25 protein-coding genes are annotated in these 25,923 nt (G+C 69.9%); 18 read left to right on the plus strand and 7 right to left on the minus strand.

Annotated elements, in window-relative coordinates; genetic code table 11:
• Window positions 1–82 precede the first annotated feature (82 nt).
• The 3 genes from ACFYST_RS24700 to ACFYST_RS24710 all read left to right on the plus strand — a co-directional run bounded on the left by ACFYST_RS24700 (window position 83) and on the right by ACFYST_RS24710 (window position 2,385).
• On the plus strand, window positions 83–265 hold the full coding sequence (locus ACFYST_RS24700) for a DUF6104 family protein (RefSeq protein ID WP_387637385.1): 183 nt from the start codon (window positions 83–85) through the stop codon (window positions 263–265).
• A 220-nt stretch (window positions 266–485) separates the two neighbouring features.
• Window positions 486–1,379, plus strand: a complete 894-nt coding sequence (locus ACFYST_RS24705; RefSeq protein WP_387865513.1) for a DUF4097 domain-containing protein — start codon at window positions 486–488, stop codon at window positions 1,377–1,379.
• Window position 1,380: 1 nt separating this feature from the next.
• Window positions 1,381–2,385 carry a PadR family transcriptional regulator gene (locus ACFYST_RS24710; RefSeq protein WP_387865516.1) on the plus strand — a complete coding sequence of 335 codons (1,005 nt, stop codon included), beginning with the start codon at window positions 1,381–1,383 and terminating at the stop codon, window positions 2,383–2,385.
• 64 nt (window positions 2,386–2,449) lie between these two features.
• Here ACFYST_RS24710 and ACFYST_RS24715 read toward each other — a convergent pair whose 3' ends face one another.
• Entirely contained in the window at window positions 2,450–3,412 is a 963-nt protein-coding gene (locus ACFYST_RS24715) for a zinc-binding dehydrogenase (RefSeq protein WP_387865519.1), read from the minus strand.
• 227 nt (window positions 3,413–3,639) lie between these two features.
• Window positions 3,640–4,833 carry an NADP-dependent malic enzyme gene (locus ACFYST_RS24720; protein ID WP_387865522.1) on the minus strand — a complete coding sequence of 398 codons (1,194 nt, stop codon included), beginning with the start codon at window positions 4,831–4,833 and terminating at the stop codon, window positions 3,640–3,642.
• A gap of 662 nt (window positions 4,834–5,495) precedes the next feature.
• On the opposite strand from ACFYST_RS24720, the gene ACFYST_RS24725 reads away from it, so the two are divergent.
• The 5 genes from ACFYST_RS24725 to ACFYST_RS24745 all read left to right on the plus strand — a co-directional run bounded on the left by ACFYST_RS24725 (window position 5,496) and on the right by ACFYST_RS24745 (window position 10,126).
• Window positions 5,496–6,365, plus strand: a complete 870-nt coding sequence (locus ACFYST_RS24725) for an ABC transporter substrate-binding protein (RefSeq protein WP_387865525.1) — start codon at window positions 5,496–5,498, stop codon at window positions 6,363–6,365.
• A 303-nt stretch (window positions 6,366–6,668) separates the two neighbouring features.
• Window positions 6,669–7,610: an ABC transporter substrate-binding protein gene (locus ACFYST_RS24730; protein WP_387637399.1), complete on the plus strand. Its 942-nt coding sequence runs from the start codon at window positions 6,669–6,671 to the stop codon at window positions 7,608–7,610.
• Window positions 7,611–7,644: 34 nt separating this feature from the next.
• Window positions 7,645–8,619 carry an amino acid ABC transporter permease gene (locus tag ACFYST_RS24735; protein ID WP_387637401.1) on the plus strand — a complete coding sequence of 325 codons (975 nt, stop codon included), beginning with the start codon at window positions 7,645–7,647 and terminating at the stop codon, window positions 8,617–8,619.
• A gap of 35 nt (window positions 8,620–8,654) precedes the next feature.
• Window positions 8,655–9,407: an amino acid ABC transporter ATP-binding protein gene (locus tag ACFYST_RS24740; protein ID WP_387865668.1), complete on the plus strand. Its 753-nt coding sequence runs from the start codon at window positions 8,655–8,657 to the stop codon at window positions 9,405–9,407.
• Between the two features lie 125 nt (window positions 9,408–9,532).
• Window positions 9,533–10,126 (plus strand): CGNR zinc finger domain-containing protein, encoded by a 594-nt coding sequence (locus tag ACFYST_RS24745; protein WP_387637404.1) that lies wholly within the window; start codon window positions 9,533–9,535, stop codon window positions 10,124–10,126.
• A 7-nt stretch (window positions 10,127–10,133) separates the two neighbouring features.
• Here the strand turns inward: ACFYST_RS24745 and sodX are convergent, their stop codons facing one another.
• On the minus strand, window positions 10,134–10,541 hold the full coding sequence (gene sodX, locus ACFYST_RS24750) for a nickel-type superoxide dismutase maturation protease (RefSeq protein ID WP_387865528.1): 408 nt from the start codon (window positions 10,539–10,541) through the stop codon (window positions 10,134–10,136).
• A 105-nt stretch (window positions 10,542–10,646) separates the two neighbouring features.
• On the opposite strand from sodX, the gene sodN reads away from it, so the two are divergent.
• From sodN to ACFYST_RS24770, 4 genes are all read left to right on the plus strand, one after another.
• Window positions 10,647–11,042, plus strand: a complete 396-nt coding sequence (gene sodN / locus ACFYST_RS24755) for a superoxide dismutase, Ni (protein ID WP_030457790.1) — start codon at window positions 10,647–10,649, stop codon at window positions 11,040–11,042.
• 199 nt (window positions 11,043–11,241) lie between these two features.
• Window positions 11,242–11,721 carry a GNAT family N-acetyltransferase gene (locus tag ACFYST_RS24760; protein WP_387865671.1) on the plus strand — a complete coding sequence of 160 codons (480 nt, stop codon included), beginning with the start codon at window positions 11,242–11,244 and terminating at the stop codon, window positions 11,719–11,721.
• Window positions 11,722–11,893: 172 nt separating this feature from the next.
• Complete coding sequence (locus ACFYST_RS24765; protein WP_387637409.1) at window positions 11,894–12,307, plus strand: anti-sigma regulatory factor; 414 nt, start codon at window positions 11,894–11,896, stop codon at window positions 12,305–12,307.
• Between the two features lie 37 nt (window positions 12,308–12,344).
• Entirely contained in the window at window positions 12,345–13,319 is a 975-nt protein-coding gene (locus ACFYST_RS24770; protein WP_387637411.1) for an RNA polymerase sigma factor SigF, read from the plus strand.
• A 74-nt stretch (window positions 13,320–13,393) separates the two neighbouring features.
• On the opposite strand, the gene ACFYST_RS24775 is transcribed toward ACFYST_RS24770, so the two are convergent.
• A complete protein-coding gene (locus tag ACFYST_RS24775; protein ID WP_387865531.1) occupies window positions 13,394–13,813 on the minus strand; it encodes a hypothetical protein in 420 nt (139 codons plus the stop codon).
• 51 nt (window positions 13,814–13,864) lie between these two features.
• Between ACFYST_RS24775 and ACFYST_RS24780 the strand changes: the two genes are divergently transcribed.
• Together ACFYST_RS24780 and ACFYST_RS24785 are read left to right on the plus strand one after the other, a co-directional pair.
• Window positions 13,865–14,836 (plus strand): diacylglycerol/lipid kinase family protein, encoded by a 972-nt coding sequence (locus ACFYST_RS24780; protein ID WP_387637417.1) that lies wholly within the window; start codon window positions 13,865–13,867, stop codon window positions 14,834–14,836.
• 341 nt (window positions 14,837–15,177) lie between these two features.
• On the plus strand, window positions 15,178–15,429 hold the full coding sequence (locus ACFYST_RS24785; RefSeq protein ID WP_014138019.1) for a WhiB family transcriptional regulator: 252 nt from the start codon (window positions 15,178–15,180) through the stop codon (window positions 15,427–15,429).
• A 336-nt stretch (window positions 15,430–15,765) separates the two neighbouring features.
• On the opposite strand, the gene ACFYST_RS24790 is transcribed toward ACFYST_RS24785, so the two are convergent.
• From ACFYST_RS24790 to ACFYST_RS24800, 3 genes are all read right to left on the minus strand, one after another.
• Entirely contained in the window at window positions 15,766–17,286 is a 1,521-nt protein-coding gene (locus ACFYST_RS24790) for a sensor histidine kinase (protein WP_387637421.1), read from the minus strand.
• Window positions 17,287–17,799: 513 nt separating this feature from the next.
• The gene (locus ACFYST_RS24795) at window positions 17,800–18,858 is read right to left on the minus strand and encodes an SIS domain-containing protein (RefSeq protein WP_387637424.1); all 1,059 of its coding nucleotides are present in this window, start codon (window positions 18,856–18,858) and stop codon (window positions 17,800–17,802) included.
• 177 nt (window positions 18,859–19,035) lie between these two features.
• Window positions 19,036–20,337: a sugar transporter gene (locus tag ACFYST_RS24800; protein ID WP_387865534.1), complete on the minus strand. Its 1,302-nt coding sequence runs from the start codon at window positions 20,335–20,337 to the stop codon at window positions 19,036–19,038.
• A gap of 541 nt (window positions 20,338–20,878) precedes the next feature.
• Here ACFYST_RS24800 and ACFYST_RS24805 point away from each other — a divergent pair.
• From ACFYST_RS24805 to ACFYST_RS24820, 4 genes are all read left to right on the plus strand, one after another.
• Entirely contained in the window at window positions 20,879–22,192 is a 1,314-nt protein-coding gene (locus ACFYST_RS24805; RefSeq protein WP_387865537.1) for an extracellular solute-binding protein, read from the plus strand.
• A 163-nt stretch (window positions 22,193–22,355) separates the two neighbouring features.
• Window positions 22,356–23,345, plus strand: coding sequence for a carbohydrate ABC transporter permease (locus tag ACFYST_RS24810; protein WP_387637432.1), 990 nt, complete (start codon window positions 22,356–22,358; stop codon window positions 23,343–23,345).
• Window positions 23,342–24,262, plus strand: a complete 921-nt coding sequence (locus tag ACFYST_RS24815) for a carbohydrate ABC transporter permease (protein WP_387637438.1) — start codon at window positions 23,342–23,344, stop codon at window positions 24,260–24,262. The genes ACFYST_RS24810 and ACFYST_RS24815 overlap by 4 nt, the downstream gene beginning before the upstream one ends.
• A 62-nt stretch (window positions 24,263–24,324) precedes the next feature.
• Window positions 24,325–25,899: a glycoside hydrolase family 3 protein gene (locus tag ACFYST_RS24820; protein WP_387865539.1), complete on the plus strand. Its 1,575-nt coding sequence runs from the start codon at window positions 24,325–24,327 to the stop codon at window positions 25,897–25,899.
• The last annotated feature ends 24 nt before the right edge of the window (window positions 25,900–25,923 follow it).

A 25,923-nucleotide genomic window follows, 5' to 3' on the forward strand; every position in this document is an offset into this window, starting at 1 on the left:
GGGGCGGGGGCCGCACCCGTTCCCGGGCGGCGCACTATCCTGGGCGGCGGCGTACCAGAACCACCCACCGGAGCGAGTAACCGTGTACTTCACCGACCGCGGCATCGAGGAGCTGGACAGCCGGCGTGGCGAGGAGGAGGTCACTTTCGAGTGGCTGGCCGAGCGCCTGCGCGAGTTCGTCGACCTGAACCCGGACTTCGAGGTGCCGGTGGAGCGGCTGGCCACCTGGCTGGCCCGGCTGGACGACGAGGACGACGAGGACTGACAAGCCCTCAGCAGCGCGGCCCGGCAGGCGTTCTCGCCTCCCGGGCCGCCGGCTTTTCCGGGCGGTCCCGGGGTCGCCCTTCAGGGTGGGGTCGGGGTCGGCCGGGGTGCGCTCCGGGTCCGGATCGGGGTCGGATCTCCTTGACTTCCGCCCGACGCGATATATCGTAAATATTAAAGAGAACGCGATACATCGCGTATGGGAGGACGGGGAGCCGGACATGTTCCAGCAGACGGTAGACAGCACCGAGACCATCACCTTCGACGAGGCCGCGCACATCCTGCACGTCCGGATCGTCGACGGCACCGTGAACGTGGTCCCCACCGAGGGACCGGCCCGCCTCGAAGTCGCCGCCCTGGAGGGCGAACCGCTCGAGGTGACCCTGATCGACGGCGTACTCACCGTCAGCTACAAGGACCTCAGCTGGGCCGAGGTCGGCGTGGCCGTGAAGTCCGTGGAGACCGTCAAGTCGTACTTCTCCGGCCTGCGCCGCAAGCGCCGGGCCGAGATCACGGTGGCCGTCCCGGCCGCCGCCGCGGTCAAGGTCGGCACGGTCTCCGCGCACGCCACCGTCTCCGGCATCACCGGCGAGGTCGCGGTGAACGGCGCCAGCGGCGACACCACGCTGGCCGGGCTGACCGGCCCGGTCTCCGCCAACACCGTCTCCGGCGACGTGGACGCCGAGGGCCTGTCCGGTGAGCTGAAGGTCAACACGGTCTCCGGCGCGGTCACCCTGGTGGCCGGCAGCGCCACCCGGATCCGCGCCCACTCGGTGTCCGGCGCGGTCACCCTCGACCTGGACGCCGCCACCCCCACCGACATCGGCGTGACCACCGTCTCCGGCGCGGTCGGCGTCCGGCTGCCCTCGTTCGCCGACGCCAAGGTCGAGGCCGGCACCACCAGCGGCACCCTCTCCAGCGCCTTCGCCGAACTCGCCGTCGGCGGCGGCTGGGGATCCAAGAAGCTCTCCGGCCAGCTCGGCTCCGGCGCCGGCCGCCTCCAGGTGACCACCGTCACCGGCGCGGTCACCGTCCAGCGCCGTCCCGACGCCGAGGAGGACCGGCCGGCCAAGGAACTGACCTCCGGCCCGCTCGACCTGACCAAGGAGGCCTGAAATGACCCCGGTGTTCGGCCACGGCCGGCTTCGCCTGTACCTGCTGAAGCTGCTCGACGAGAGCCCCCGGCACGGGTACGAGGTGATCCGCCTGCTGGAGGAGCGCTTCCACGGCCTGTACGCGCCCTCCGCGGGCACCGTCTACCCCCGGCTCGCCAAGCTGGAGGCCGAGGGACTGGTCAGCCACACCACCGAGGGCGGCCGCAAGGTCTACCGGCTGACGGACACCGGGCGCACCGAACTCGCCTCCCGCCAGGACGAGTTGACGTCCCTGGAGGCCGAGATCCACGACTCCGTCGGCCAGCTGGCCGGCGCCATCCGGCAGGACGTCCGGGACAGCGCCAAGGACCTGCGCGCCGAACTCTGGCAGCAGGCCGAACAGACCCCCGCCGCCGGCGGCGACCCGTTCGCCGCACCCTGGCGGGACAAGGAGTCCTGGCAGCGCGCCAAGGAACAGTTCGCCCAGCTCAAGGCCGAGGCCAAGGAACAGGCCCGGCGCGCCAAGGAGCAGGAGAAGGCGGCCCGGCAGCAGGCCAAGGCCGCCGAGGCCGAGGCCAAGCGGCTGCGCGAGCAGTCCAAGGCCGCCCGCGCCGCCGCCCAGCAGGAAGCGCTGCGGCTCAAGCGCCGGATCGAGGAACAGGTCCGCGAGCACACCTCGCACGGCGACTGGTCCACCGGCCTCGCCGAGGGCCTCGCCGAACTCACCCGCGGCCTCGGCTCACTCGCCGACGCCGCCCGCTGGGGCTCCCACGAGACACCGGCCACCGAGACGCCGGCCCCGGAAGAGCCCGTCCGGATCGACCTCGACAAGTCCGACACCGAGCTGCCGGACTGGGCCCGCACCGACCCGGCCGGCGACCCGGCCCGCGAACTGGAGCGCCTGCTCGACCGCTTCCGCGACCACGTCCGCGACACCGCCCGCGACCGCGGTGTGGACGCCGCCGGCCTGGCCCGCGCCCAACAGGCCCTGGCCGCCGCGGCCCGCGCCCTGCACGAGCGCCGATGAGCCCAAAGAGCCCCTGACCTGAAGGAAGGTCAGGGGCTCTTCGCCTGCTCAGGGGGTCAGGCTGTCAGGGGGTCAGCACCAGCTTGCCGAACACCTGCCCGCGCTCCAGCTGCTCGAACGCCTCCCGGGCCTCCGCCAACGGCCGCACCGAGTCGATCACCGGACGCACCCCGGAGTTCGCGCACAGCGCCAGCAGGCCGGCCAGCTCCTCCTTGGACCCCATGGTCGAACCGACCACCCTCAGCTCCAGGAAGAAGATCCGGTTCAGCTCGGCCGCCTTCGGGCTCGGCCCGCTGGTCGCCCCCGAGATCACGATGGTGCCGCCCGGACGCAACGACTTCACCGAGTGCGACCAGGTCGCCGCGCCCACCGTCTCCATCACCGCGTCCACCCGCTCCGGCAGCCGGGCACCGCTCTCGAACGCGGCATCCGCGCCCAACTCGACCGCCCGGGCCCGCTTGGCCTCGTCCCGCCCGGTCACCCAGACCCGCAGCCCCGCCGCCTTCGCCAGCACCACCAGCGCCGTCGACACCCCGCCACCGGCCCCCTGCACCAGCACCGTGTCACCCGGCTTCACGCCCGCATTGGTGAACAGCATCCGGTACGCCGTCAGCCACGCCGTCGGCAGGCACGCCGCCTGCTCGAAGCTCAGCCCCTTCGGCTTCGGCAGCAGGTTCCACGTCGGCACCGCGACGCGCTGCGCGAACGTCCCCTGGTACCGCTCGGTGAGAATCGACCGCGGCTCGTCCGGCCCCACCCCGTGACCGCTCTGTCCGATCACCGAGTGGATCACCACCTCGTTGCCGTGCTCATCGACGCCCGAGGCGTCGCACCCCAGGATCATCGGAAGCCGCTCGGCCGGCAGCCCCACCCCCCGCAACGACCACAGGTCATGGTGGTTCAACGTGGCGGCCTTCACCGTCACCACGCTCCACCCCGGCCGCACCTCGGGCTCGGGCAACTCCCCCAGCTCCAGCGCGCTCAACGGATCGTCAGGACTGATACGGGCGGCATAGGCAGCAAACATGGCCCGGACCATACAGGCCCAAAGGGTGCGAAACCAGGGTGAGCACCGCCAGGGGCGCGGGGAACTGTGCGGAGGGGAACGCACCACGTCCGCAAGGTCGCGACGCAGGGCAATGGCTTGCACTTGATCGCGACCTTGCGGACGTGACGTGCGCTTGTCGCGCAGTTCCCCGCGCCCCTGACTTCGCGCCCATCCGCTCGCGCAGGTCTCCCCACCCCCTCGTGGTACTAGATGCGCGCGAGACCCTCCGCCTTCGCCGCCTCCGCGACCGCGCGGGTGACCGCCGGGGCGACGCGCTCGTCGAAGGGGGACGGGATGACCTTCTGCGGGGTCAGCTCGTCGGCGACGACGCCCGCCAGGGCCTTCGCGGCGGCGAGCTTCATGCCCTCGGAGATCCGGCTGGCCCGGACCGACAGCGCGCCGGCGAAGATGCCGGGGAAGGCGAGCACGTTGTTGATCTGGTTCGGGAAGTCGGAGCGCCCGGTGGCGACGACCGCCGCGTAGCGGTGCGCGACCTCGGGGTGGATCTCCGGGGTGGGGTTGGCCATCGCGAAGATGAAGCAGCCGGGCGCCATGGTGGCGACGGCCTCCTCGGGGACGGTGCCGCCGGAGACGCCGATGAAGACGTCCGCACCGTTCAGGGCGTCCACGAGGCTGCCCTTCAGGCCGGTGCGGTTGGTGAGCGCGGCGATCTCCGCCTTGGCGTCGGTCAGGTCGCCGCGGCCCTCGTGGACCACGCCGCGGCGGTCGCAGACGGCGACGTCGCCGATGCCGGCGGCGACCAGCATCTTGGCGATCGCGATGCCGGCGGCGCCGGCGCCGGAGATGACGGCCCGCAGGTCGCCGATCTCGCGGCCGGTGACCTTGGCGGCGTTCCACAGGGCGGCGGTGCTGACGATCGCGGTGCCGTGCTGGTCGTCGTGGAAGACCGGGATGTCGAGCCGCTCCTGGAGCTGCTTCTCGATCTCGAAGCAGCGGGGGGCGGAGATGTCCTCCAGGTTGATGCCGCCGAAGGACGGGGCCATCCGGACCACGGTCTCGACGATCTCGTCGACCTCGGTGCAGGCGAGCGCGATCGGCACCGCGTCGACGCCGCCGAACTGCTTGAACAGGATGGCCTTGCCCTCCATGACGGGCAGCGAGGCCTCGGGGCCGATGTCGCCGAGGCCGAGCACCGCGGTGCCGTCGGTGACGACGGCGACGGTGTTGGCCTTCCAGGTGTAGTCGTTGACCAGCTCGGGCTTCTCCGCGATCGCGGTGCAGACGCGGGCGACGCCGGGGGTGTAGGCGAGGGACAGGTCGTCCGCGTCGCGCACCGGGACGGTGGCCCGGATCTCCATCTTGCCGCCGCGGTGCAGCGCGAAGACGGCGTCGACCGGGTCGTCCGTGCTCTGGGTGTCGGTGATGATCTCCGCTGCCACAATGACCTCTTCGTCATATCAGCGAAGGCGCGTTTCCGACGGACTTCGACCCGTTCGCGCGCCGATGCGCGAAGACGGGCACGCCGTCGGTGGCGTACCCGTGGCCGGGTCGGGGCGCTGCCGTCGGGCGGGCGCCCTCGGGTGAGGGTTTTCGGTGTTCTGCGCTTTCGTCGGGACACCGGCTTCGCAACATGTACCGGGTCCGTCTTGTTCCGCGTGGCCCCCGATAGCGAGGGGTCCGCAGGCACTCGCAGGAGTGAACGCAGACACGCAAGGGAGCTGGTGCCTCGGATACGGAGCCGGTGACGGCTTCCGTTCCTGCGCACCCCCGGCCCTGTGGCGAACCGGCGGTCTGAGTTCTGCGTCGGGGGTCACCCGATAGCAGATTCTGACACACCCGCCACCGGGGTCGTCCGGGTGGGATGGCAGTATCCGGAGTTCGACCACCGTTGTCCGGACGTTCCCACGCCTTTCCGCTCCGCGTCCGGAGGCCCGCCCCCGCGCCCGGTCGCGCACACCCGCGCACCGGCGCCGGCCCGCGCCACCTCTCCACAGGAGGATCCCTCATGTCGTTCGCCACCCACCCCTCTACTCCCTCGGCGAGACCGCAGGAAGGACCGCACGCGAGACCGCGTGCAGGTCAGCGGCTCGGCCTCGCCGCGGTGGCCGGTTCACTGCTGCTGGCGGCCTGCACCAGCACGTCCTCCTCGGGGGATTCCGCGGCCCCCGACCTGCACGGGCAGCTGCCCGACCCGGTGCGCAGTGCGGGGGTGCTGCGGGTCGGCACCGACCTGGGCTACGCGCCGATCGGGTTCAAGAACGCCGAGGGCAAGCCGGACGGCCTGGACGTCGATCTGGCGAACGCGCTGGGCCGCGCGCTGGGCGTGCGGGTGGAGTTCAGCCAGACACCGTTCGACCGGCTGTTCCTGGGGCTGCAGGGCCGCGAGTTCGACGTGGTGATGTCGGGGATGACCGACAACCTGCAGCGCCGGGACGGCACCGACGCCAAGGGCATGAAGATGAACTCCGGCGTGGACTTCATCGACTACTTCGTCACCGGCACCTCGATCGTGGTGGCCAAGGGCAACCCGCAGAAGATCGCCACCCTGGACGACCTGTGCGGGCGGACGGTGGCTCTCCAGCGCAGCACTGTGCAGGCGGCGCTGGCCGAGCGTCAGGTCCCGGTGTGCGAGAAGACCCGCAAGAAGCTGACGGTGCAGCAGACCGACACCGACGACCAGGCGCTCGCGCTGGTGGCGCAGGGCAAGGCGGTCGCCGACCTGAGTGACACGCCCGCGGCGGCGTACGCGGCGCAGCAGGGGCGCGCGGGTGCGCAGTTCCAGGTGGTGGGCGAGCAGATGCAGCCGGGTCCGTACGGGATCGTGCTGTCCAAGGAGGACACCGCGCTGCGGGACACCTTGGCGAAGGCACTCGACCGGGTGATCCGCAGTGGTGAGTACGAAAAGATCCTTTCGAAGTGGGGTCTGACCGCGGGTGCGGCGCAGAACGCGGTGGTGAACGGCGGCTTCTAGGGCCTCGTGTGGGACGGGGCCCGGGGCCGGTGGCGGTCCTGGGCCCCGGCAGCCCATGGGTGCATACTTATGCACAATGTGACATGGCCAGGCGAATAGTCCGAATAGCGGACACATGGTGGTCCTGTTATCCGATTTTGATCTGATCCGGCGCCTGATCAGGCCTTCACGGTGGCAGGATTCCCACACATCGGATCCACGTGTCACCTCGGCGGAGGGTGGCGAGCACCGACCCCGCTGTATCCCCGCACCGTTCCCCCCAAGCGGCGCTGACCCCGTCCGACTCCCCAGGAGGATCCCCTCATGACCCGTACCCCGCGCACCCGGCTGATCGCCGCGGCCGCCGTCCTCGCCACCGGTTCCCTGCTCCTCACCGCCTGCGGGAGCACCACCAGCAACTCCGGCTCCGGCGGTGGCGCGGGCGCCGCGGCCATACCGACCCAGGTCATCCCGGCCGCCTCCGCCGACCCGGCGCTGGCCGCCCTCCTCCCGGCCGACGTCAAGGCCTCCGGCAAGCTCGTGATCGCCGCGGACGCCTCCTACGCGCCCAACGAGTTCAAGGACGACAAGGGCAACATCGTCGGCATGGACATCGACCTCGGGGTCGCCATCGCCCAGAAGCTCGGCCTCACCGCGGACGTCCAGAACGCCGAGTTCACCGCGATCATCCCGGGCATCTCCTCGAACAAGTACCAGCTCGGCATGAGCTCCTTCACCGACACGAAGGAGCGCGAGAAGACCGTCGACATGGTCACCTACTTCACCGCCGGCTCCGCCGCCGCCGTGAAGAAGGGCAACCCGAACAAGATCGACCCGAAGGACCTGTGCGGCAAGAAGGTCGCCGTGCAGACCGGCACCACCCAGGCCGACGAGGTCAAGGACACCCTGAACCCGGCGTGCGCCAAGGCCGGCAAGCCCGCCATCCCGAACGACGGCGACAAGTTCGTCCTCCAGACGGACGTCACCCAGTCCCTGATGGCCGGCCGCGACCAGGTCATGCTGGCCGACTCCCCGGTCGTCGACTACGCGCTGAAGCAGACCGGCGGCCAGCTGGAGAAGGTCGGCGACACCTACGACTCCGCCCCGTACGGCGTGATCGTCAACAAGGGCACCGAGCTGACCAAGGCCGTCCAGGGCGCGATCACCGCGCTCATCGCCGACGGCACCTACAAGGCCGTCCTCGACAAGTGGGGTGTCGCCGCCGGCGCCGTCACCACCTCCGAGATCAACGCCGCGAAGAGCTGACCCTCCGCCCGCCCGAACCCCTGACGAGGTACACGTGAACAAGACCGACCAGGGGTCGGTGACATCGGGACAGCACCAGGCCATCAAGGCCGTCCCGGTCCGCCACCCCGGACGCTGGGTCGGAGTAGCCGTCATCGCCGTTCTCGCGGCCATGCTGCTCCACGCCCTCCTCACCAACGAGGCGATCAAGTGGGACATCGTCCGCGCGACCCTCACTGATCCCACCGTCGTCCACGGCATCTGGGTGACCCTGGAGCTGACCGTCCTGTCCATGCTGATGGGCGTGGTCGGCGGTGTGCTGCTGGCCGTCATGCGGCTCTCCTCGAACCCGGTGCTCTCCGGGACCGCCTGGGTGTACATCTGGATCTTCCGCGGCACTCCCGTGCTGGTGCAGCTGGTGTTCTGGAACAGCATCGGCGCGCTCTGGCCGACGCTGTCGATCGGCATCCCGTTCGGCCCGTCGTTCTGGTCCGAGAGCTCCAACACCCTGATCCCGGTGTTCACCGCCGCGCTGCTCGGCCTCGGCCTGAACGAGGCCGCGTACATGGCGGAGATCGTCCGGGCCGGCATCCAGTCGGTGGACGAGGGACAGACCGAGGCGGCGCACGCGCTCGGCATGTCCAAGCTGGCCACCATGCGCCGGATCGTGCTGCCGCAGGCGATGCGGGTGATCATCCCGCCGACCGGCAACGAGACCATCTCGATGCTGAAGACCACCTCGCTGGTCCAGGTGATCGCGCTGGTCGAGCTGTTCACCGCCGGCCACGACATCTACGCCCGCACCTTCCAGACCATCCCGGTGCTGATCGCCGTCTCCATGTACTACCTGCTGATGACCTCGATCCTGACGGTCATCCAGTACTACATCGAGCGGCACTACGCCCGGGGCGCCAACCGGACGCTGCCGCCCACCCCGATCCAGCGCGTGCAGGCCATGTTCGCGGGCAAGTCCGCCCCGAAGGCCGCCCCCGCTGACACCGAGGTGCCGGGCGGAGGGAGCCACGCATGACCGACCTGACCAAGCCGCAGGCCACCGACCAGCCGATGGTCAAGGCCGAGGGCGTGCACAAGTCGTACGGCCAGGTCGAGGTGCTCAAGGGCATCGACCTGGAGGTGAAGCAGAACGAGGTGTTCTGCCTGGTCGGCCCGTCCGGCTCCGGCAAGTCCACCTTCCTTCGCTGCATCAACCACCTGGAGCAGATCAACGCCGGCCGGCTGTACGTCGACGGCGAACTGGTCGGCTACCGGCAGCGCGGCGACCGGCTGTACGAGCTGAAGGACCGCGAGGTCGCGCTGAAGCGCCAGGACATCGGCATGGTGTTCCAGCGGTTCAACCTGTTCCCGCACATGACCGCGCTGGAGAACGTCATAGAGGCGCCGGTGCAGGTCAAGAAGGAGAACCGGGCGGCCGCCAAGGAGCGGGCCATGGTCCTGCTGGAGCGGGTCGGGCTGGCCAGCAAGGCCGGCAACTACCCCACCCAGCTCTCCGGCGGTCAGCAGCAGCGGGTGGCGATCGCCCGGGCGCTGGCCATGCAGCCCAAGCTGATGCTGTTCGACGAGCCCACCTCGGCGCTCGACCCCGAACTGGTCGGCGAGGTGCTGGACGTCATGCGCGGCCTGGCCGAGGAGGGCATGACGATGATCGTGGTCACCCACGAGATGGGCTTCGCCCGCGAGGTCGGCGACGCCCTGGTGTTCATGGACGGCGGTGTGGTGGTCGAGTCCGGCCACCCGCGCGAGGTGCTCACCAACCCGCAGCACGAGCGCACCCGGGCGTTCCTGTCCAAGGTGCTCTGACCCCGCCGCACTCCCCCGGTGCCCGCCGCACGCCCCACATGCGGCGGGCACCGGCATGTCCGCCCACCGGCCTGTAATACCCTGGAGCCAGTAGACCCGTTACATCCCGCCTCGGAAGGACCCCCGTGGATCTCGCCTCGTACGCCGACTTCGCCGTCCGGCTGGTCAACAGCGAGGAGCCGGACCGCGGCACCGACGGCCTCACCTCGGTGGACGCCGTCCGGGCCCTGTTCGGCAGCACCTCCGCCCGGGCCTCCGCGCTCGCCGACGAGTCCGACCTCCCCAGGCTGCGCGGCGTCCGCACCCGGCTGCGCGGCGTCTTCGAGGCCGCCGCCGAGGGCGAGGACTTCCGCGCCGTCAACCTGCTGAACAGCCTGATGGTGGAGTACCCCGTCAGCCCGCTGGTCTCCGGCCACGACGACCTGGACGACACCGGCCGCCCCAACTGGCACCTGCACCTGGCCGACAACGCGCCCACCGCGGCCGCCAACTACGCCGCCGTCGCCTGCATGGGGCTGGCCATCCACCTCACCGAACTCGGCGTCGACCGGCTCGGCATCTGCCAGGCCTCGCCCTGCCGCAACGCCTACCTGGACACCTCCACCAACCGCTCCCGCCGCTACTGCTCGGACCGCTGCGCCACCCGCGCCAACGTGGCCGCCTACCGGGCCCGCAAGCGCCAGGAGGCGCAGCGCGCACTGGCCGCCGCCCAGGCCTGAGGCAGCATCAGAGCTCCGTCTCCACCGGCGCGCTGACGCCCAGCCGCTCGGCCAGCCATGCCGGGCGGCCGCGCAGCGCGCGCTCCAGGCCGCGCCCCGGCGCCAGCCAGGCCGGCCGGGGCGCCAGCCGGAGCAGCACCCGGCCGAGCACCAACTCGTCCGGCACCGCGCCGTATTCGCGGCTGTCGGTGTGCACCAGCGGATTGTCGGAGAGCATCCACCAGCCGCCCGGCCGGCGGCCCGCGACCCGCTTCACCACCAGCAGATTCTGCTGCAGTGGGTGCCTGAACAGCGCGATCGCGCCCGGCCGCAGCGGGGCGCCGTAGCGCACCAGCACCCGGTCCCCGTCGGACAGCAGCCGGCGCATCGACGGTCCGGCGATGTCGGCGACGCCGAACGGTGTCCCATATCGCACGATTTATGACTCCTTCTTTTGCCCTAGGCCCCCGGGGCGACGGCGAATTCGGCTCGCCGTGAGGGTAATGTCGGGCCCGGGAAGACGATCTAAGGAAGGACCCCCATGTTCTCTCGTCTGTTTGCTCCGCGGGTCACCGCCCACGCGCACTGTGACCTGCCCTGCGGCGTGTACGACCCCGCCCAGGCCCGCATCGAGGCCGAGTCGGTGAAGGCCACTCAGGAGAAGTACCAGGCCAACGAGGACGCCGAGTTCCGCGCTCGTGCGATCGTCATCAAGGAGGAGCGCGCCGAGCTGGTCAAGCACCACCTCTCGGTGCTGCACACCGACTACTTCAAGGCCCCGCACTTCGAGGCCTACCCGGGCCTGCACGACCTGTTCAACCGTGCCGGCAAGGCCGCTTCGGCCGCCAAGGCGTCCACCGACCCGGCGACCGGCCAGGCCCTGCTGGACCTGATCGCCGAGATCGACGCGATCTTCTGGGAGACCAAGAAGGCCTGACGCCACGCCAGTTGCGTCTGCCGGAACCCGGCCGCCACCGCCCTCGCCCCGGGGCCCCGGCGGTCGGGTTCCGCATTTCCGGGCCCCGACCCTGCCCCGGCCCGGCCCGGGGTTTTCCCAGGTTCCTCCCGGGCATACAGCAATTTCCCGGCCTCTGGGGCTTTCCGGAAGGAGGGGGGAGATGAGTACGCTCGATCGTATGATCCGCACCGCGACTCCCGCCGACGTTCCCGTCATCCACGCCATGATCCGCGAGCTCGCCGACTACGAGAAGGCCCTGCACGAGGCCCGGGCCACCGAGGAGCAGCTGCACGACGCGCTGTTCGGCGAGCACCCCGCCCTGTTCGGCCTGATCGCCGAGGACGAGTCGGGCGTGCCGGCCGGTTTCGCGCTGTGGTTCCGCAACTTCTCGACCTGGCGCGGCACTCATGGCATTTACCTGGAAGACCTGTACGTCTCCCCCGACAAGCGCGGTGGGGGCCACGGCAAGGCGCTGCTCACCGAATTGGCCCGGATCTGCGTGGAGCGCGGCTATCACCGGCTGGAGTGGTCGGTGCTGGACTGGAACGAGCCGTCGATCGGCTTCTACAAGTCGCTGGGCGCCGTCCCGATGGACGAGTGGACGGTCTTCCGGCTCACCGACGACGCGCTCGCCGAGCTCGGCTCCACGCCCCGCTGAGCGCGGCGCATTTCGAACACCGGTCCCTCGTTCCCGTGACGGTGGACGGAGATCACGACAGACCGGCCCCGGGCGCGGTAACGTCTCGGGGCACAAGGCAGTTGAACCATTGCCAGTGGTGGTGCCGGGGTCTCCGGACCCCCAAGCACCGAGCGTTGCCCAGGAGGTGAGGGTGTCCCAGATCGACAGCGAGCCCGGAGTGAAGGACTTCGTCGAGGTCCGCCTGCCCGCGGCGGGCGCCTACCTCTCGGTGCTGCGGACGGCCACGGCCGGCCTCGCGGCCCGGCTGGACTTCACCCTGGACGAGATCGAGGATCTCCGCATCGCGGTGGACGAGGCGTGCGCGATCCTGCTCCAACAGGCCGTTCCTGGCTCGATCCTGAGCTGCGAGTTCCGCCTGGTCGGGGACGCGCTGCGGGTCACCGTGTCCGCCCCGACCACCGACGGGCGGGCCCCGGAACGGGACACCTTCGCCTGGACGGTGCTCTCCGCACTGGCCGGCGAGGTGGACTCCACGGTGGCCGCGGACAACACCGTCTCCATCAGCCTGCACAAGAAGCGCGGCGGGTCGCCGGGCCAGCCGTAGGTAGTGACGTGTTCTCGGAACGGAACGGGTGATCGCCGTGAGTGATCTGGACCGCACAGTTGCCGTCGTACCTCCGCAGGCCAGCGTTGCCCGCACCGCCACCCCTGACGAAGCCCTCCCGAAGGACCCCAGCCGGATGAGCCAGCCGACCGACCCGAAGCCCGAGCGGCCCGCGGCCGAGCCCGAGGAGGGCGGCCCGGCGGCCGCCGCCGAGGCCGTCCGCTCGACCGTCCCGGCACAGGGGCACCGCAGCGGCGCGCCCGACCGCGAGGCGGCCCGGGCCCTGTTCGTGCGGCTGTCCGAGCTGCCGGAGGGGTCGGCGGAGCGGGTGGAGATCCGCAACCAGCTGGTCCGGATGCACATCCCGCTGGTCGAGCACCTGGCCCGCCGGTTCCGCAATCGCGGCGAGCCGCTGGACGACCTGACCCAGGTCGCCACCATCGGCCTGATCAAGTCGGTGGACCGCTTCGACCACGAGCGCGGCGTCGAGTTCTCCACCTACGCGACGCCCACCATCGTCGGCGAGATCAAGCGCCACTTCCGCGACAAGGGCTGGGCGGTGCGGGTGCCGCGCCGGCTGCAGGAGCTGCGGCTGTCGCTGACCACGGCGACCAGCGAGCTGTCCCAGCGGCACGGCCGCTCCCCCACGGTGCACGAGCTGGCCGAACACCTGGGCATCTCCGAGGAGGACGTGCTGGAGGGCCTGGAGTCCGCCAACGCGTACTCCACGCTGTCCCTGGACGTGCCGGACAGCGACGACGAGTCGCCGGCCGTCGCGGACACCCTGGGCGCCACGGACGAGGCCCTGGAGGGCGTCGAGTACCGCGAGTCGCTGAAGCCGCTGCTGGCCCAACTCCCGCCCCGGGAGCAGAAGATCCTGGTGCTGCGGTTCTTCCGGAACATGACGCAGTCGCAGATCGCGGCCGAGGTCGGCATCTCCCAGATGCACGTCTCCCGGCTGCTGGCCCGCACCCTGGCGCAGCTGCGCGAAAAGCTGCTGGTCGAGGAGTAGCCACCCCTCGTTCGTACGCCGCAGGGCCCGTCCCCGATCCCGGGGGCGGGCCCTGTTCCGTGCGTAGGGGGCGGCTACTGCTCGCCGTAGAGCACCGCGGTGACCCGCGGGTTGAGCAGCGCGACGATGCCGGCCAGGCCGATCACCGCGACCGCGGCGCCGACGGCGACCATGCCGCCGCCGGACTGCCACATGTAGTACGCGACCGGCAGGCAGATCGAGTTGGTGAGCACGGCGGGGCTGCGGCCCCACTTCTGCCCGCGCAGCAGCGCGCGGCCGGCCAGCAGCGGCAGCAGGCCCATCAGCACGAGCACGGCGCCACCCATCTCGGCGCGGCCGAAGGCGGCGTCCGAGCCGAGGAAGCCGGAGATCAGGTCGTAGATTCCCCAACCCGCCATCGCCGCGCCCTCCAGCGCGGTGATGCCCGCGCCGACGAGCAGCGGGACGGGCCGGTCGGGGGCGGTGGTGGTGGCGGGAGCGGATTCAGCGGTCACCGGGCCAGGGTAACGGTCGTCTTACGTCGGACGGGTCGTAGGCTGATCGCCATGCGCGCTCTCCTGGTCGTGAACCCGAAGGCGACCACCACCAGTGGCCGGACCCGGGACGTCCTGATCCATGCCCTGCGCAGCGATCTGAAGCTGGATGTCGCGGAGACCCAGTACCGGGGGCACGCGGGCGATCTGGCCCGGCACGCGGCCGAGGACGGCTCGGTGGACCTGGTGGTGGCGCTGGGCGGCGACGGCACGGTGAACGAGGTCGTGAACGGCCTGCTGGCGCACGGTCCGGGCGAGCGGGTGCCGCGGCTGGCGGTGGTGCCGGGCGGGTCGACCAATGTGTTCGCCCGCGCGCTGGGGCTCCCCAACGATCCGGTGGAGGCCACCGGCGCACTCCTGGACGCATTGGAGCACCGGCGGGAGCGCGCGATCGGTCTGGGCAAGGCGCTGAGCGCCGGCGAGCCGGACCGCTGGTTCACCTTCACCGCCGGACTGGGGTTCGACGCGGGCGTGGTCGGCCGGGTGGAGCGTCAGCGCCGGGCGGGGCGCAAATCCACTCACGCGCTCTATGTCATGGAGGCGCTGCGGCACTACGTGACCGAGCGTGAGCGCCGCCGTTCGGGCCCGATCTCCCTGGAGATCAGCGGCCGGGAACCGGTGCCGGGCATGGTGATGGCCATAGTCTCCAACACCTCTCCGTGGACCTATCTGGGCTCCCGTCCGGTCTTTCCGTCCCCCTCGGCATCGTTCGAAACCGATCTGGACATCTTCGGCATCACTCGAATGACGGCGTTCCGCACCGCCCGGACGGTCCGTCAGATCCTGCGCCCGCAGCCCTCGGCAGAGGACGGCGCACGCCCTGCCGGCCCGACCGGAAAGCATCTCGTCTCCTATCACGACGTCAGACACTTCACCTTGGTTTCACAGGAACCGGTGCCGTTTCAGGTCGACGGGGACCACCTTGGAGACAGGAGTCGCGTCAGTTTCACAGGCGTACGACGGGCACTGCGTGTGATTGTGTGACCAGAAGGGGGTCTTCACCTTGCACTCGAACGTTCGAGCCCCTTCACCCCATAGAAGTACCGCCTGTGAGGTAGGCGACACCGAAGAATCAAAAATTTCTTGCCGAAGGGGGTTGTATCCGGCTTCGAGGTTTGCGAACCTCTACATGGCGATCGGGACACACCGCAGACGACATCGCGGCAGAGTCCCTCGAATCGCCGAACCCCTTCCAGCAAAGACCTCCCGGGCCCGGTGGGCCTTTGGTCCCTTTTGCTGTTACGGGATTCGTGAAAGCGTTCACATTCACAAGCCATACGAGTGAGTCACGGGCCACCGTCCGTGACCGGAGGAGTTGGACGACCATGGACTGGCGCCACCGCGCTGTCTGCCGCGAAGAGGACCCGGAGCTGTTCTTCCCGATCGGGAACACCGGTCCTGCTCTGCTGCAGATCGAGGAAGCCAAGGCCGTGTGCCGCCGTTGCCCCGTCATGGAGCAGTGCCTGCAGTGGGCGCTCGAGACCGGCCAGGACGCCGGCGTCTGGGGCGGCATGAGCGAGGACGAGCGTCGCGCGATGAAGCGCCGCGCCGCCCGCAACCGCGCCCGCACCGCCTGACGCAGCATCAGAAGCAGTACGGATCAACCCACGATCAAGGGTTCGGCCGCATTCGGCCGGCCGAGCCTTCCCGCACGGGCCCCGCTCCAACTGCGGGGCCGACGACGCGAGCCGCCCAGGCACTTGATACTGTTCACTTAGAGCAATATCGTGGACCTGTGGCGCTCACCGTGTGCAACACACGAGGCGAGCGTCGCGCCACCCCAGAGCCCCCGTTCCGGCCGACTCCCCCCGACGGCCGGACCGGGTTGAGAGGCCCTGCCGACCCACCCCCCCCGGTCGGCAGGGCCTCGTTTCTGTTTCCCCGGGCTGTTTCCGTTGCCGCGGGTGCGCCGGTCAGCGGACCGGGATCTCCAGCACCACCTTGGTGCCGCCGCCCGGCGCGGCCACCATGTCGAAGGTGCCGCCGAGCTCACCGGTGGCCAGGGTGCGGACAATCTGCAGGCCGAGGTTGCCGGCCTGCTGCGGGTCGAAGCCCTCGGGCATGCCGCGGCCGTCGTCCTGCACGGTGATCAGCAGGTACTCCTCCGGCCGGGCCCCGCTGTTCCAGCTGTCCGACCAGCCCTTGCCGGACACCGGCGCGCGGCCGCGCAGCGCACTCACCTCGACCTTCCCGGAGGCGGACGGGCCGAACGCGTGCTCCAGCGCGTTCTGGGTCAGCTCGGTGAGGATCATCGCCAGCGGAGTGGCCACCTCGGCCGACAGGATGCCGAACGAGCCGCTGCGGCGGGTCGCCACCCGGCCGTCCTGGGACAGCTCCATCACCATCGCCAGCACCCGGTCGGCGATCTCGTCGAACGCCACCTGCTCGTCCAGCGCCTGCGACAGCGTCTCGTGCACGATGGCGATCGAACCGACCCGGCGCACCGCCTCGTCCAGCGCGGCCCGGCCGGCATCCGAGTCCATCCGGCGGGACTGCAGTCGCAGCAGCGCCGCGACCGTCTGCAGATTGTTCTTCACCCGGTGGTGAATCTCCCGGATGGTGGCGTCCTTGGTCATCAACTCGCGGTCGCGGCGCCGGAGTTCGGTGACGTCGCGGCAGAGCACCAGCGAACCGGTGGGCGTCCCCTTGGGCTTCAGCGGGATGGTCCGCAGGGTCACCACGCCGCCCTGCGCCTCCACCTCGGTCTGCCGGGGCGCCCAGCCGCTGGCCATCTTCACCATCGCCTCGTGCACCTTGCCGCGGCTCGGTGGCACCAACTCGGCGGTGGCCTGGCCGAGATGACTGCCCACCAGGTCGGTGGTCAGGCCCAGCCGGTGGTACGCCGACAGCGCGTTCGGGCTGGCGTACGTCACCACGCCCTCCGCGTCCAGCCGGATCAGGCCGTCGCCGACCCGCGGCGCGGCGTCCATGTCGGCCTGCTCGGCGCCCGGGAACGGGAACGTGCCGGCGGCGATCATCTGCGCCAGATCGCTGGCGCTCTGCAGGTAGGTCAGCTCCAGCCGGCTCGGGGTGCGCACCGTCAGCAGGTTGGTGTTCCGGGCGATCACGCCCAGCACCTTGCCGTCCCGTCGCACCGGGATGGACTCCACCCGCACCGGCACCTCCTCCCGCCACTCCGGGTCGCCCTCCCGGACGATCCGCCCCTCGTCGTACGCCGCGTCCAGCAACGGCCGGCGGCCCCGGGGCACCAGGTGGCCGACCATGTCGTCCTGGTACGAGGTCGGTCCGGTGTTGGGCCGCATCTGGGCCACCGAGACGTAGCGGATGCCGTCCCAGGTGGGGATCCACAGCACCAGGTCGGCGAAGGACAGGTCGGAGAGCAGCTGCCACTCCGAGACCAGCAGATGCAGCCACTCCACGTCGGCACCGGTGAGGGTGGTGTGGCGGCGGACGAGTTCGTTCAGCGAGGGCACACCGTGAGGGTATCTCCGACCACTCCGGGGCACGTTGTCCAGACCAATCGACCCGGGCCTCTGGACAACGCAGATTGGTCTAGTCCACAATGAAGGTGCACCAAGGAGAGGCCCCCCGCGCAACTGCCCTGACCGCGCGAGGCCGCTCCTCGGTCGGAGGCGTCGTTCGAGGGTCCCGCACAACTCTCGGACGGTCCCCGCCTCCGACATACAGCTCCGGGCTACGGTGCCGCACAGGTTGAGGGTCCTGTGTCGGCGCCGTGGCCCGTAGTGTTTCTCCGCGCCAGCAGACGGGTGCGAAACCAGGGGCGCGGGGAACTGCGCGAAGGGGAACGCCCTCACAGCAAGATCGCAACGCGGGCAATGACTTGCCGTTGATCGCGACCTGACCGTTGCGTCTGCGCTTGTCGCGCAGTTCCCCGCGCCCCTGGTGGTGCACGTCCTGGTTTCGCACCCACGAAAGGCCGCGCCCACTGAACTTCTGGTGGGGGCGGCCTTTCGTGTCGACCGACGTCAGTGAGTCTCGGTGACCTTCGCGAGAGCGCGCGGCGCGTCCGGGTCCTGGCCGCGGGCGATGGTGACCTCGTACGCGAGGAGCTGGAGCGGGAGGATCTCCAGGATCGGCTGGACCTCCTCCGGCACCCCACCCGGCAGGGCGAAGCCGGCGCTGGCGGCGTCGACCTGGTCCTGCTGGCCGATGACGACCAGGTCGGCGCCCCGGCCGCGCAGGCGGTCCAGGACGGGCTGCAGGGCCTCGCCGGCGCGGCCGTCGGGGACGATCGCGATGACCGGCGAGACGTTGTCGACCATGGCCAGCGGGCCGTGCAGCAGGTCGGCGCCGGAGAACGGGGAGGCCGGGATGTAGGTGGTCTCCATCAGCTTCAGCGCCGCCTCGCGGGCGGTCGGGTAGCCGTAGCCGCGCGAGGTGATGACCAGGCGCTGGGCGAACCGGTACCGCTCGGCGAGCGCCTTGACCTCGGCCTGGCGGGCCAGGATCCCGGCGGCCAGCTCCGGCAGGACCTTCGCCGCGTCGCCGTCGTTGCCGCGCAGGCCCTCGATGAAGAGGTACAGCGCGAGCAGCTCGGCGGTGTAGGTCTTGGTGGCGGGCAGCGCCTTCTCCGGCCCGGCCAGCACGTCGATGTGGAACTCGGAGACCTCGGCGAGCGGCGAGCCGGCGTTGTTGGTGACCGCCAGGGTGATCGCGCCGGCCTCGCGGGCCGCCTTGGTGGAGGCGACCAGGTCGGGCGAGCCACCGGACTGGCTGACGGTGATGACCAGGCAGTCGGTGAGGTCCGGCTTGGCGCCGTACGCGGTGGTGGTGGACATCGAGGTGAGGCCGGCGGGCTTGCCGAGCAGCACCTCGATCAGGTACTTGGCGTACAGCGCGGCGTTGTCGGAGGTGCCGCGGGCGGTGAGCAGGACGAACCGCGGGTTGCGGGCGGCGATCTGCTTGGCGATCTCACGGATCGCGGGCGCACCCTCGTCGAGGATGCGCTGCAGGACGGCCGGCTGCTCGGCCATCTCCGCCGACATGATCCTGCCGGGTGCGGAAACAGTCTGCGGGTCGGACATCGGGGGTGCCTCCGTGGAGAGATGGTTCTACCCCGTGGGGCGGGATGCCCGACGGGGACCTCTGGAACGGCGGCGAGTCCGCACCCTCGCTGCGTGGAACTGTGCTGTGCCAATCCTACGTGGACCGGGCGCCGCTGCACACGTCGTGACGGTGCGTCGGCGTCCGGTCCGCGGGAATCAGCTCGGGTTGTTGATCAGCTGGTCGATCTGCGCGTCGGCTTCCTTGGTGGCGTCGTCGACGCTCTTGCCCTTGAAGATCGAGTCCAGCATGTTCACCAGGACGTTCTGCTTCTCGACCGCGCCCCAGCCGGGGGCGGCCGGGGTGAACCAGGCGTCCTGGACGGCGTTGGCGGCCGCGGCGGTGGCGGGCTTGTTCTTCAGCGGCGCCAGCTGGGTCAGGTTGTTCGGCAGGGTGTCCTTGTCGGCGAGCACCTGCTCGGACTTGGTGCTGGTGAACATCCGCACCCAGTCGGTGGCGATCGCGGCGTTCTGCGACTTGGCGGTGACGGCGAGGTCGGAGCCGCCGATGAAGGAGGGCAGCGGCTTGCCGTTCGGGCCGGGCATGGTGACGATCTTCAGCGAGTTCTTGAGCGCCGGGGTGCCGGTGATCGGGGCGACCGCGTCGCTCAGCTCCCAGCCGTTGGCGTAGATCAGCGCGGCCTTCTCGTGGCCGAGCACGCCCGCCTGCTTGGCCTCGTTGACCTTCAGATCGCCCTTGTTGTACGTCTTCACCAGGTTGACGAAGTGCTGGAGGCCGGCCTGCGACTTGGGATCGTGCAGGGTGCCGTGCCAGACGCCGCTGGAGTCGAACTTGGCGATCGAGCCGCCGTACGCGGTGACGTAGGACATCGCGGCGTACCAGTACGGGCCGGGCAGGTAGAGCGCGGAGAATCCGGCGGTGCTCTTGTTGCGCAGGGCCACCTTGTCGAGGGCGGCGGTGAGTTCTTCCTCGGTCTGCGGGAGATCGGCGGAACCGGTGGCGTCCTGGAACATCTTCGCGTTGTAGACGCCGACCCGGGCGCCCGCGTAATAAGGAACGCAGTAAAGCTTCTGGTTGTACGTACAGGTGTCGGCGAGACCCTTGATCCAGTTGTCGGAGTTGTCGAATCCGGTCCGGTCGAGTCCGGCCAGCGTGCCGTTCACCATGTACTTGGTGGTCTCGGTGTTGCCGAGTTCGACGACGTCGGGCGCCTGGTTGGTGGCGATCGCGGCGTCCAGCTCGGCGATCTTGTCCTTCCAGGAGTGGTAGCTGAGCTTCAGCTCCACCTTGGGGTACTTCGCGGCGAACTGGTCGTTGACCTGCTGCACCAGTTCCGGCCAGCTCTTCTGGGCGTCGTCCATCAGCCACACCGTGACGCTGCCGGTCGCGTCCTTCGGGTCGGCGCCGCCCGGCGACGCGGCCGAGCCGCCGGACGAGCAGCCGACGGCGGTGGCCAGCAGAACGGCGGTGCCGAGCGTGGCCAGAACCTGACGCTTCACGCAAATCCTCCGAATCAGGTGGGGGAGGTCTGCGCGAGTGGTACAGACCAGCTTTCCGGATACTGGCCCAGACCATTTGCAGCGTCAACGCGCGTGATGATTACAAGTCCCGCTTGTTGTCGATCCGTTGCTGATTTCGCCCCGCTCACGTCAATACCGGGGTGGGTATGCCCCTTAAGACTCACTTAAGGTTCACTTCAGGCCACATTGAGTAACCGGAGGCGAGCGTTCCGGTGTGGCCGATTCGTCCCGTCATATCCGGATCCGCCCCCCGGCTTGGTCCAGTCCAACACGACCTAGTCAAGCGTTGATAACGGCTTGTGCAGACGCTCTTCGATCCCTTGACGCTCGTCATTGGTCCATGCCAATCTCCAGGCGTTGGTCTAAACCAATGGTCTACTCCACCTCACGGATCGGCCCGCCTGCCCCGGCAGTTCGTGTCCGTGTCACCCGGTGACGTTCCCCCTTACGGCACGACGCAGCTTCAGGGCCCATGGCCCGGCGGCCCGGTGCCCCACCTTGCTCATCCCTGGAGGATGGTTTGAACCGCAAGATCGCAGCCGTGGCCGCTGTCGCCACCGTGCTCGTCGCCTCGGCTTGCTCCTCGTCTTCGTCCAGCTCCGGCGGTGACAAGGCCACCCTGAGCAAGGACGGCAAGGGCAAGAAGATCACCGTCTGGCTGATGCAGGACGCCCAGAAGGGCTGGCCCGAGGTCGTCGACGCGGCGAAGAAGGAGTTCACCGAGCAGACCGGCGCCGAGGTCGACGTTCAGTGGCAGACCTGGAACAACTACACCACCAAGCTCGACACCGCCCTGCTCTCCGGCAACGCGCCGGACGCGCTGGAGGTCGGTAACACCCAGGCCGCCAAGTACATCGAGGCCGGCTCCTTCGTCGACCTGACCGGGGTCAAGAGCCAGTTCGACAACTCGGACAAGTGGCTGGACTCGGTCGCCGCCTCCGGCCAGTCGGCCGACGGCACCAAGACCTACGCCGTCCCGTACTACGCCGGTGCCCGCGTCCTGATCTACCGCAAGGACCTGTTCGACGCCGCCGGTGTCACCCAGGCCCCGACCACGATCGACGAGCTGAAGGCCGCCCTGACCAAGGTCAAGGCCGCCAACGCCGGCACCGCCAACTTCTCGGCCCTCTACATGCCGGGCCAGAACTGGTACTCCGCGGTCGCCTTCGGCGCCGGTCAGTTCGGTGTCAAGGGTGTCATCGCCAAGAAGGACGGCGACAAGTGGGCCGGCAACCTGACCGACCCGAAGTTCCTCGAGGGCGTCAAGACCTGGGGCGACCTGCAGAAGGACTTCTCGGTCGGCGGCACCACCAATGACGAGGCCACCCAGGACGCGATGATGGCCAAGGGCAACATCGCCGCCATCATCGGCAACAGCTGGGAGGTCGGCTCGGTCGCCGACCCGAAGATCGGCGACCCGACCCTGAAGGACAAGCTCGCCACCATCGCCCTCCCGGGCACCGCGGCCGGCACCCCGACCCCGGCGTTCCTCGGCGGCTCCGACCTGGCCGTCCCGTCCAAGGCCGCCAACCCGGGCCTGGGCGCGACCTTCCTGCAGATCTACACCAACACCGCGCAGCAGACCCTGCTCGCCAAGCACGCCATCCCGAACGCCAAGAACCTGGTCGCCGCCTACAAGCAGGCCGACCCGGCGAACAAGGCCACCGGTGAGGCGGCCGAGGGCGCGACCTGGTTCATCCCGAACTCGCCGCTGTGGTCCGGCGCCGACGAGACCGCGCTGAAGACCGCGTTCAGCGCGATCGCCGCCGGTGGCGACCCGGCCACCGAGCTCAAGAAGGCCCAGGACGTCATCGTCAAGGACCTGAACGGCTGACCCAGCTGATCCGCGGTCGGCCCGGGAGTCCGCTCCCGGGCGGACCACCGCACTGAGCGCCAGAAGGCCGGACAGGCCCAGGGGGTGGGCAGTCCGCAATCACGCGGACTGCCCACCCGTGCGCCAGGACCGACCAGAACCCGCGGGCCCGGGAAGGACCCTGATGAGTGTGACCACCAACGAGACCGTGACCCGGTCCGAAAAGTCGGGACCTGCCCCGGCGGGGAAGCCGCAGCGCCGCGGATTCTTCGCGGCCGGCCAGTACATCCCCTACACGCTTCTGCTGCCCGCCGTCGTCGTACTGGTGGGCGTTCTGGCGTATCCGCTGTTCAGACTGTTCGACCTGTCGTTCCAGAACGTCAACCGGTACGCGCTGCTGGCGCACCCCGAGATGGCGAAGTACATCGGCTTCGAGGGCTTCAGCAAGATCCTCGGGGACGACCAGTTCTGGGAGGTCGTGCTCCGCTCGATCTACTTCACCGCCGAGCTGGTCATCCTCTCGCTGGTGCTGGGCATGGCGATCGCGCTGCTCCTGAACCGGGTGTCCAACTGGGTCCGGGTCACCGTCATCACCGTGATGATGTTCGTCTGGGCGATCCCGGCGCTGGTCAACGGCCAGGTGTTCCGCTGGCTGTTCTCCGCCAACGGCGGTGTGGTCGACTACCTGGCCTTCCTGGTCACCGGTGACGAGTCCTGGAAGCACTACGACTGGTTCGCCGACCCGACCGTCGGCCTGTTCGTGGTCGGCGCCGCGGTCATCATCTGGGGCGCGCTGCCGTTCCTGGTCCTCGGCCTGTACGCCGCGCTCACCCAGGTGCCGCCGGAGCTGACCGAAGCCGCCCGGCTGGACGGCGCCAACAACCTCCAGGTCTTCCGGCACGTGACCCTCCCGGTCATCAAGCCGTTCCTGATGATCTCCGCCGCGCTCAGCTTCATCTGGGACTTCCAGGTCTTCGCGCAGATCTTCGCGCTGCGCAACTCCTCGCCCGAGCCCGGCTACTGGACCATCGGCATCTACCTGTACATGAACGGCATCGTCCGCTCGCGCTACAGCGAGAGCTCGGTGATCTCGATCATCATGATCGTCATGATGCTGGCGGTACTCGTGTTCTACATCCGCCAGATGCTCAAGATCGGAGCCAACGAGCGATGACCGCGACGACGACGCACCCGTCCGGGCCGCCGCTGGCGCCCGAGGCCGCCAAGCCGAAGAAGAAGGTCAAGGCCCGCACCGTCGGCCGCAGCCCGGTGATGACCTGGTTCTGGAACATCCTCGCCATCGGCGTCGCCGTGGTGATGGCCTTCCCGATCTACTGGATGATCATCACCACGTTCAAGACGAACAAGGACCTGATCGCCCAGGACCCGACCTTCTGGCCCTCGACCTTCTCGTTCGAGAGCTACAAGACGATCTTCGACGACCCCGAGTTCCTGCCGTCGCTGCAGAACACCCTGATCCTCACCCTCGGCGCGGTGGCGCTCGGCGTGGTGGTCGGCTTCCTCGCCGCCGTCGCCGTGGCCCGGTTCAACTTCCGCGGCCGCAACTTCTTCATCATCACCATGCTGGTCGTCCAGATGGTGCCGCTGCTGGCGATCATCATTCCGCTGTTCGTGGTGATGAACAACGCCGGGCTGACCAACGCCCTGTTCGGTGTGATCATCGCGTACCTGGTCTTCACCGTGCCGTACGTGGTCTGGACGCTGCGCTCGTTCATCGTGAACATCCCGGCGGAGCTGGACGAGGCCGCCATGGTCGACGGCTGCACCCAGTGGGGCGCGTTCTTCCGCATCATCCTGCCGCTCACCCTGCCCGGCCTGATCACCACCGGTGTCTACAGCTGGATCCAGGCGTGGAACGAGTTCATCGTCGCCAACGTGCTGCTGGGCAGCAGCAAGGCTCACACCTCGATGATGTGGCTGACCTTCTACTCCACCACCCCCACCCGGGGTGCGGACTACGGCGCGCAGATGGCCGGCGGTCTGCTGGTCTCGCTGCCCGTCATCATCCTGTTCGTGTTCTTCCAGAAGAAGGTGTCGGCGGGTCTCACCGCCGGTGCGGTCAAGGGCTAAGGTCCCTTCCTCACCCCAATCGCACCTGAAGCACCTCCACCCCCAGGGAAGGAACCATGGCGATGCCCGGTACGGAAAGCGCCGAACTCCTGCGCGACGCCGGAGCGGTCCTGCAGCCCGGCTTCGCCGGTCTGACCGCACCCGAGTGGCTGCGCCGCAGACTGGGCGACGGCGAACTCGGCGGCGTCGCCCTGTTCGGCCGCAACATCCGCACCCCGCAGCAGGTCGCCGCGCTGACCGGTGAGATGTACGCGCTCAACGGCGACCTGCTGATCGCCACCGACGAGGAGGGCGGCGACGTCACCCGCCTCGAAGTGACCAGCGGGTCCTCCTACCCCGGCAACCTGGCGCTCGGTGAGGTCGACGACACCGACCTCACCGAGCGGGTCGCCCGCTCCATCGGGTTCGACCTGGCCGGCGTCGGCGTCAACCTCAACTACGCGCCCGACGCGGACGTCAACTCCAACCCGGACAACCCGGTCATCGGCGTCCGGTCCTTCGGCGGCGACGGCGAACTGGCGGCCCGTCACACCGCCGCGTACGTCCGCGGCCTGCAGTCCGCCGGCGTCGCGGCCTGCGCCAAGCACTTCCCCGGCCACGGCGACACGGCCGGCGACTCGCACCTCGGACTGCCCCGGATCGACCTGGCCGCCGAGCAGTTCGGCCAGCACCTGCTGCCCTTCAAGGCCGCCATCGCGGCCGGCGTGAAGAGCATCATGACCGCGCACATCCTGTTCGACGCCTACGACGCCCAGCTGCCCGCCACCATGTCGCAGCGCATCCTCACCGGGCTGCTCCGCGAGGAGCTGGGCTTCGACGGACTGATCGTCACCGACGGCATCGAGATGGGCGCCATCTCCGGCACCCACGGCGTCGCGGCCGGCTCGGTGCGGGCCGTCGCGGCCGGTGCCGACACCATCTGCGTCGGCGGCGGCCTGCACGACGAGGACGCCTTCGTGTACCTGCGCGACGCGCTGGTGTGGGCGGTCCGCGAGGGCCGGCTGCCGGCCGAACGGCTGCACGAGGCCGCCGAGCGCAACCGCGCGGTGGCCCGCTGGTCCGCCGCCCTGCGGGCCTCGCAGCTCGGACAGCGGGGCGAGGCCGGCGTCGGCCTGGCCGCCGCCCGCCGAGCGCTGCGGATCACGGGCGAACTCCGCCCGCTGAACGGCGTGCCGCACGTGGTCGAGTTCTCCCCCGGCGCGAACATCGCGGCCGGCGAGGACACCCCGTGGGGCGTGGCCGGTCCGCTGACCGAGCTGATCCCCGGCACCACCTCCAGCCGGGTCTCCCCGCCGGCCACCGTCACCGAGGGCTCCGGCCTGCTGCACGTGGCGGTCGCCGCCGAGGACGCCGAGATCGACACCGCCCCGCTGCTCGGCGCCGCGATCGGCCGTCCGCTGGTGCTGGTGGTGCGCGACGTGCACCGTCACTCCTGGATGCGCCGGGCCGCGCTCGCCCTGGTGGAGCACCGCCCCGACGCGGTCGTGGTGGAGATCGGCACCGCCCACGGGCTGTCCGGGCTGTTCGCCCCGCTCGGCGTCACCACCCTTGCCACGTACGGCGGTTCGCGGGTCGGCGGGACAGCCGCGGCCGAGGCGCTGGCCGGACTCGCGGTGACCGCGGCGACCGCGGGCTGAGACACTCGGGTACGGGCCCGGGCC

Source organism: Kitasatospora sp. NPDC004614, from assembly GCF_042873675.1.
Taxonomy (GTDB): domain Bacteria; phylum Actinomycetota; class Actinomycetes; order Streptomycetales; family Streptomycetaceae; genus Kitasatospora.

Bases quoted from the DNA above. Each gene is read 5' to 3' on its own strand.
- ACFYST_RS24760 (WP_387865671.1), top strand. From the start codon at position 11,242: ATGATCCGCACCGCGACTCCCGCCGACGTTCCCGTCATCCACGCCATG.
- ACFYST_RS24820 (WP_387865539.1), top strand. From the start codon at position 24,325: ATGCCCGGTACGGAAAGCGCCGAACTCCTGCGCGACGCCGGAGCGGTC.
- ACFYST_RS24815 (WP_387637438.1), top strand. From the start codon at position 23,342: ATGACCGCGACGACGACGCACCCGTCCGGGCCGCCGCTGGCGCCCGAG.
- ACFYST_RS24795 (WP_387637424.1), bottom strand. From the start codon at position 18,858: ATGTCCGACCCGCAGACTGTTTCCGCACCCGGCAGGATCATGTCGGCG.
- ACFYST_RS24710 (WP_387865516.1), top strand. From the start codon at position 1,381: ATGACCCCGGTGTTCGGCCACGGCCGGCTTCGCCTGTACCTGCTGAAG.
- ACFYST_RS24785 (WP_014138019.1), top strand. From the start codon at position 15,178: ATGGACTGGCGCCACCGCGCTGTCTGCCGCGAAGAGGACCCGGAGCTG.
- ACFYST_RS24705 (WP_387865513.1), top strand. From the start codon at position 486: ATGTTCCAGCAGACGGTAGACAGCACCGAGACCATCACCTTCGACGAG.
- ACFYST_RS24740 (WP_387865668.1), top strand. From the start codon at position 8,655: ATGGTCAAGGCCGAGGGCGTGCACAAGTCGTACGGCCAGGTCGAGGTG.
- ACFYST_RS24780 (WP_387637417.1), top strand. From the start codon at position 13,865: ATGCGCGCTCTCCTGGTCGTGAACCCGAAGGCGACCACCACCAGTGGC.
- sodN (WP_030457790.1), top strand. From the start codon at position 10,647: ATGTTCTCTCGTCTGTTTGCTCCGCGGGTCACCGCCCACGCGCACTGT.
- ACFYST_RS24715 (WP_387865519.1), bottom strand. From the start codon at position 3,412: ATGTTTGCTGCCTATGCCGCCCGTATCAGTCCTGACGATCCGTTGAGC.
- ACFYST_RS24810 (WP_387637432.1), top strand. From the start codon at position 22,356: ATGAGTGTGACCACCAACGAGACCGTGACCCGGTCCGAAAAGTCGGGA.
- ACFYST_RS24730 (WP_387637399.1), top strand. From the start codon at position 6,669: ATGACCCGTACCCCGCGCACCCGGCTGATCGCCGCGGCCGCCGTCCTC.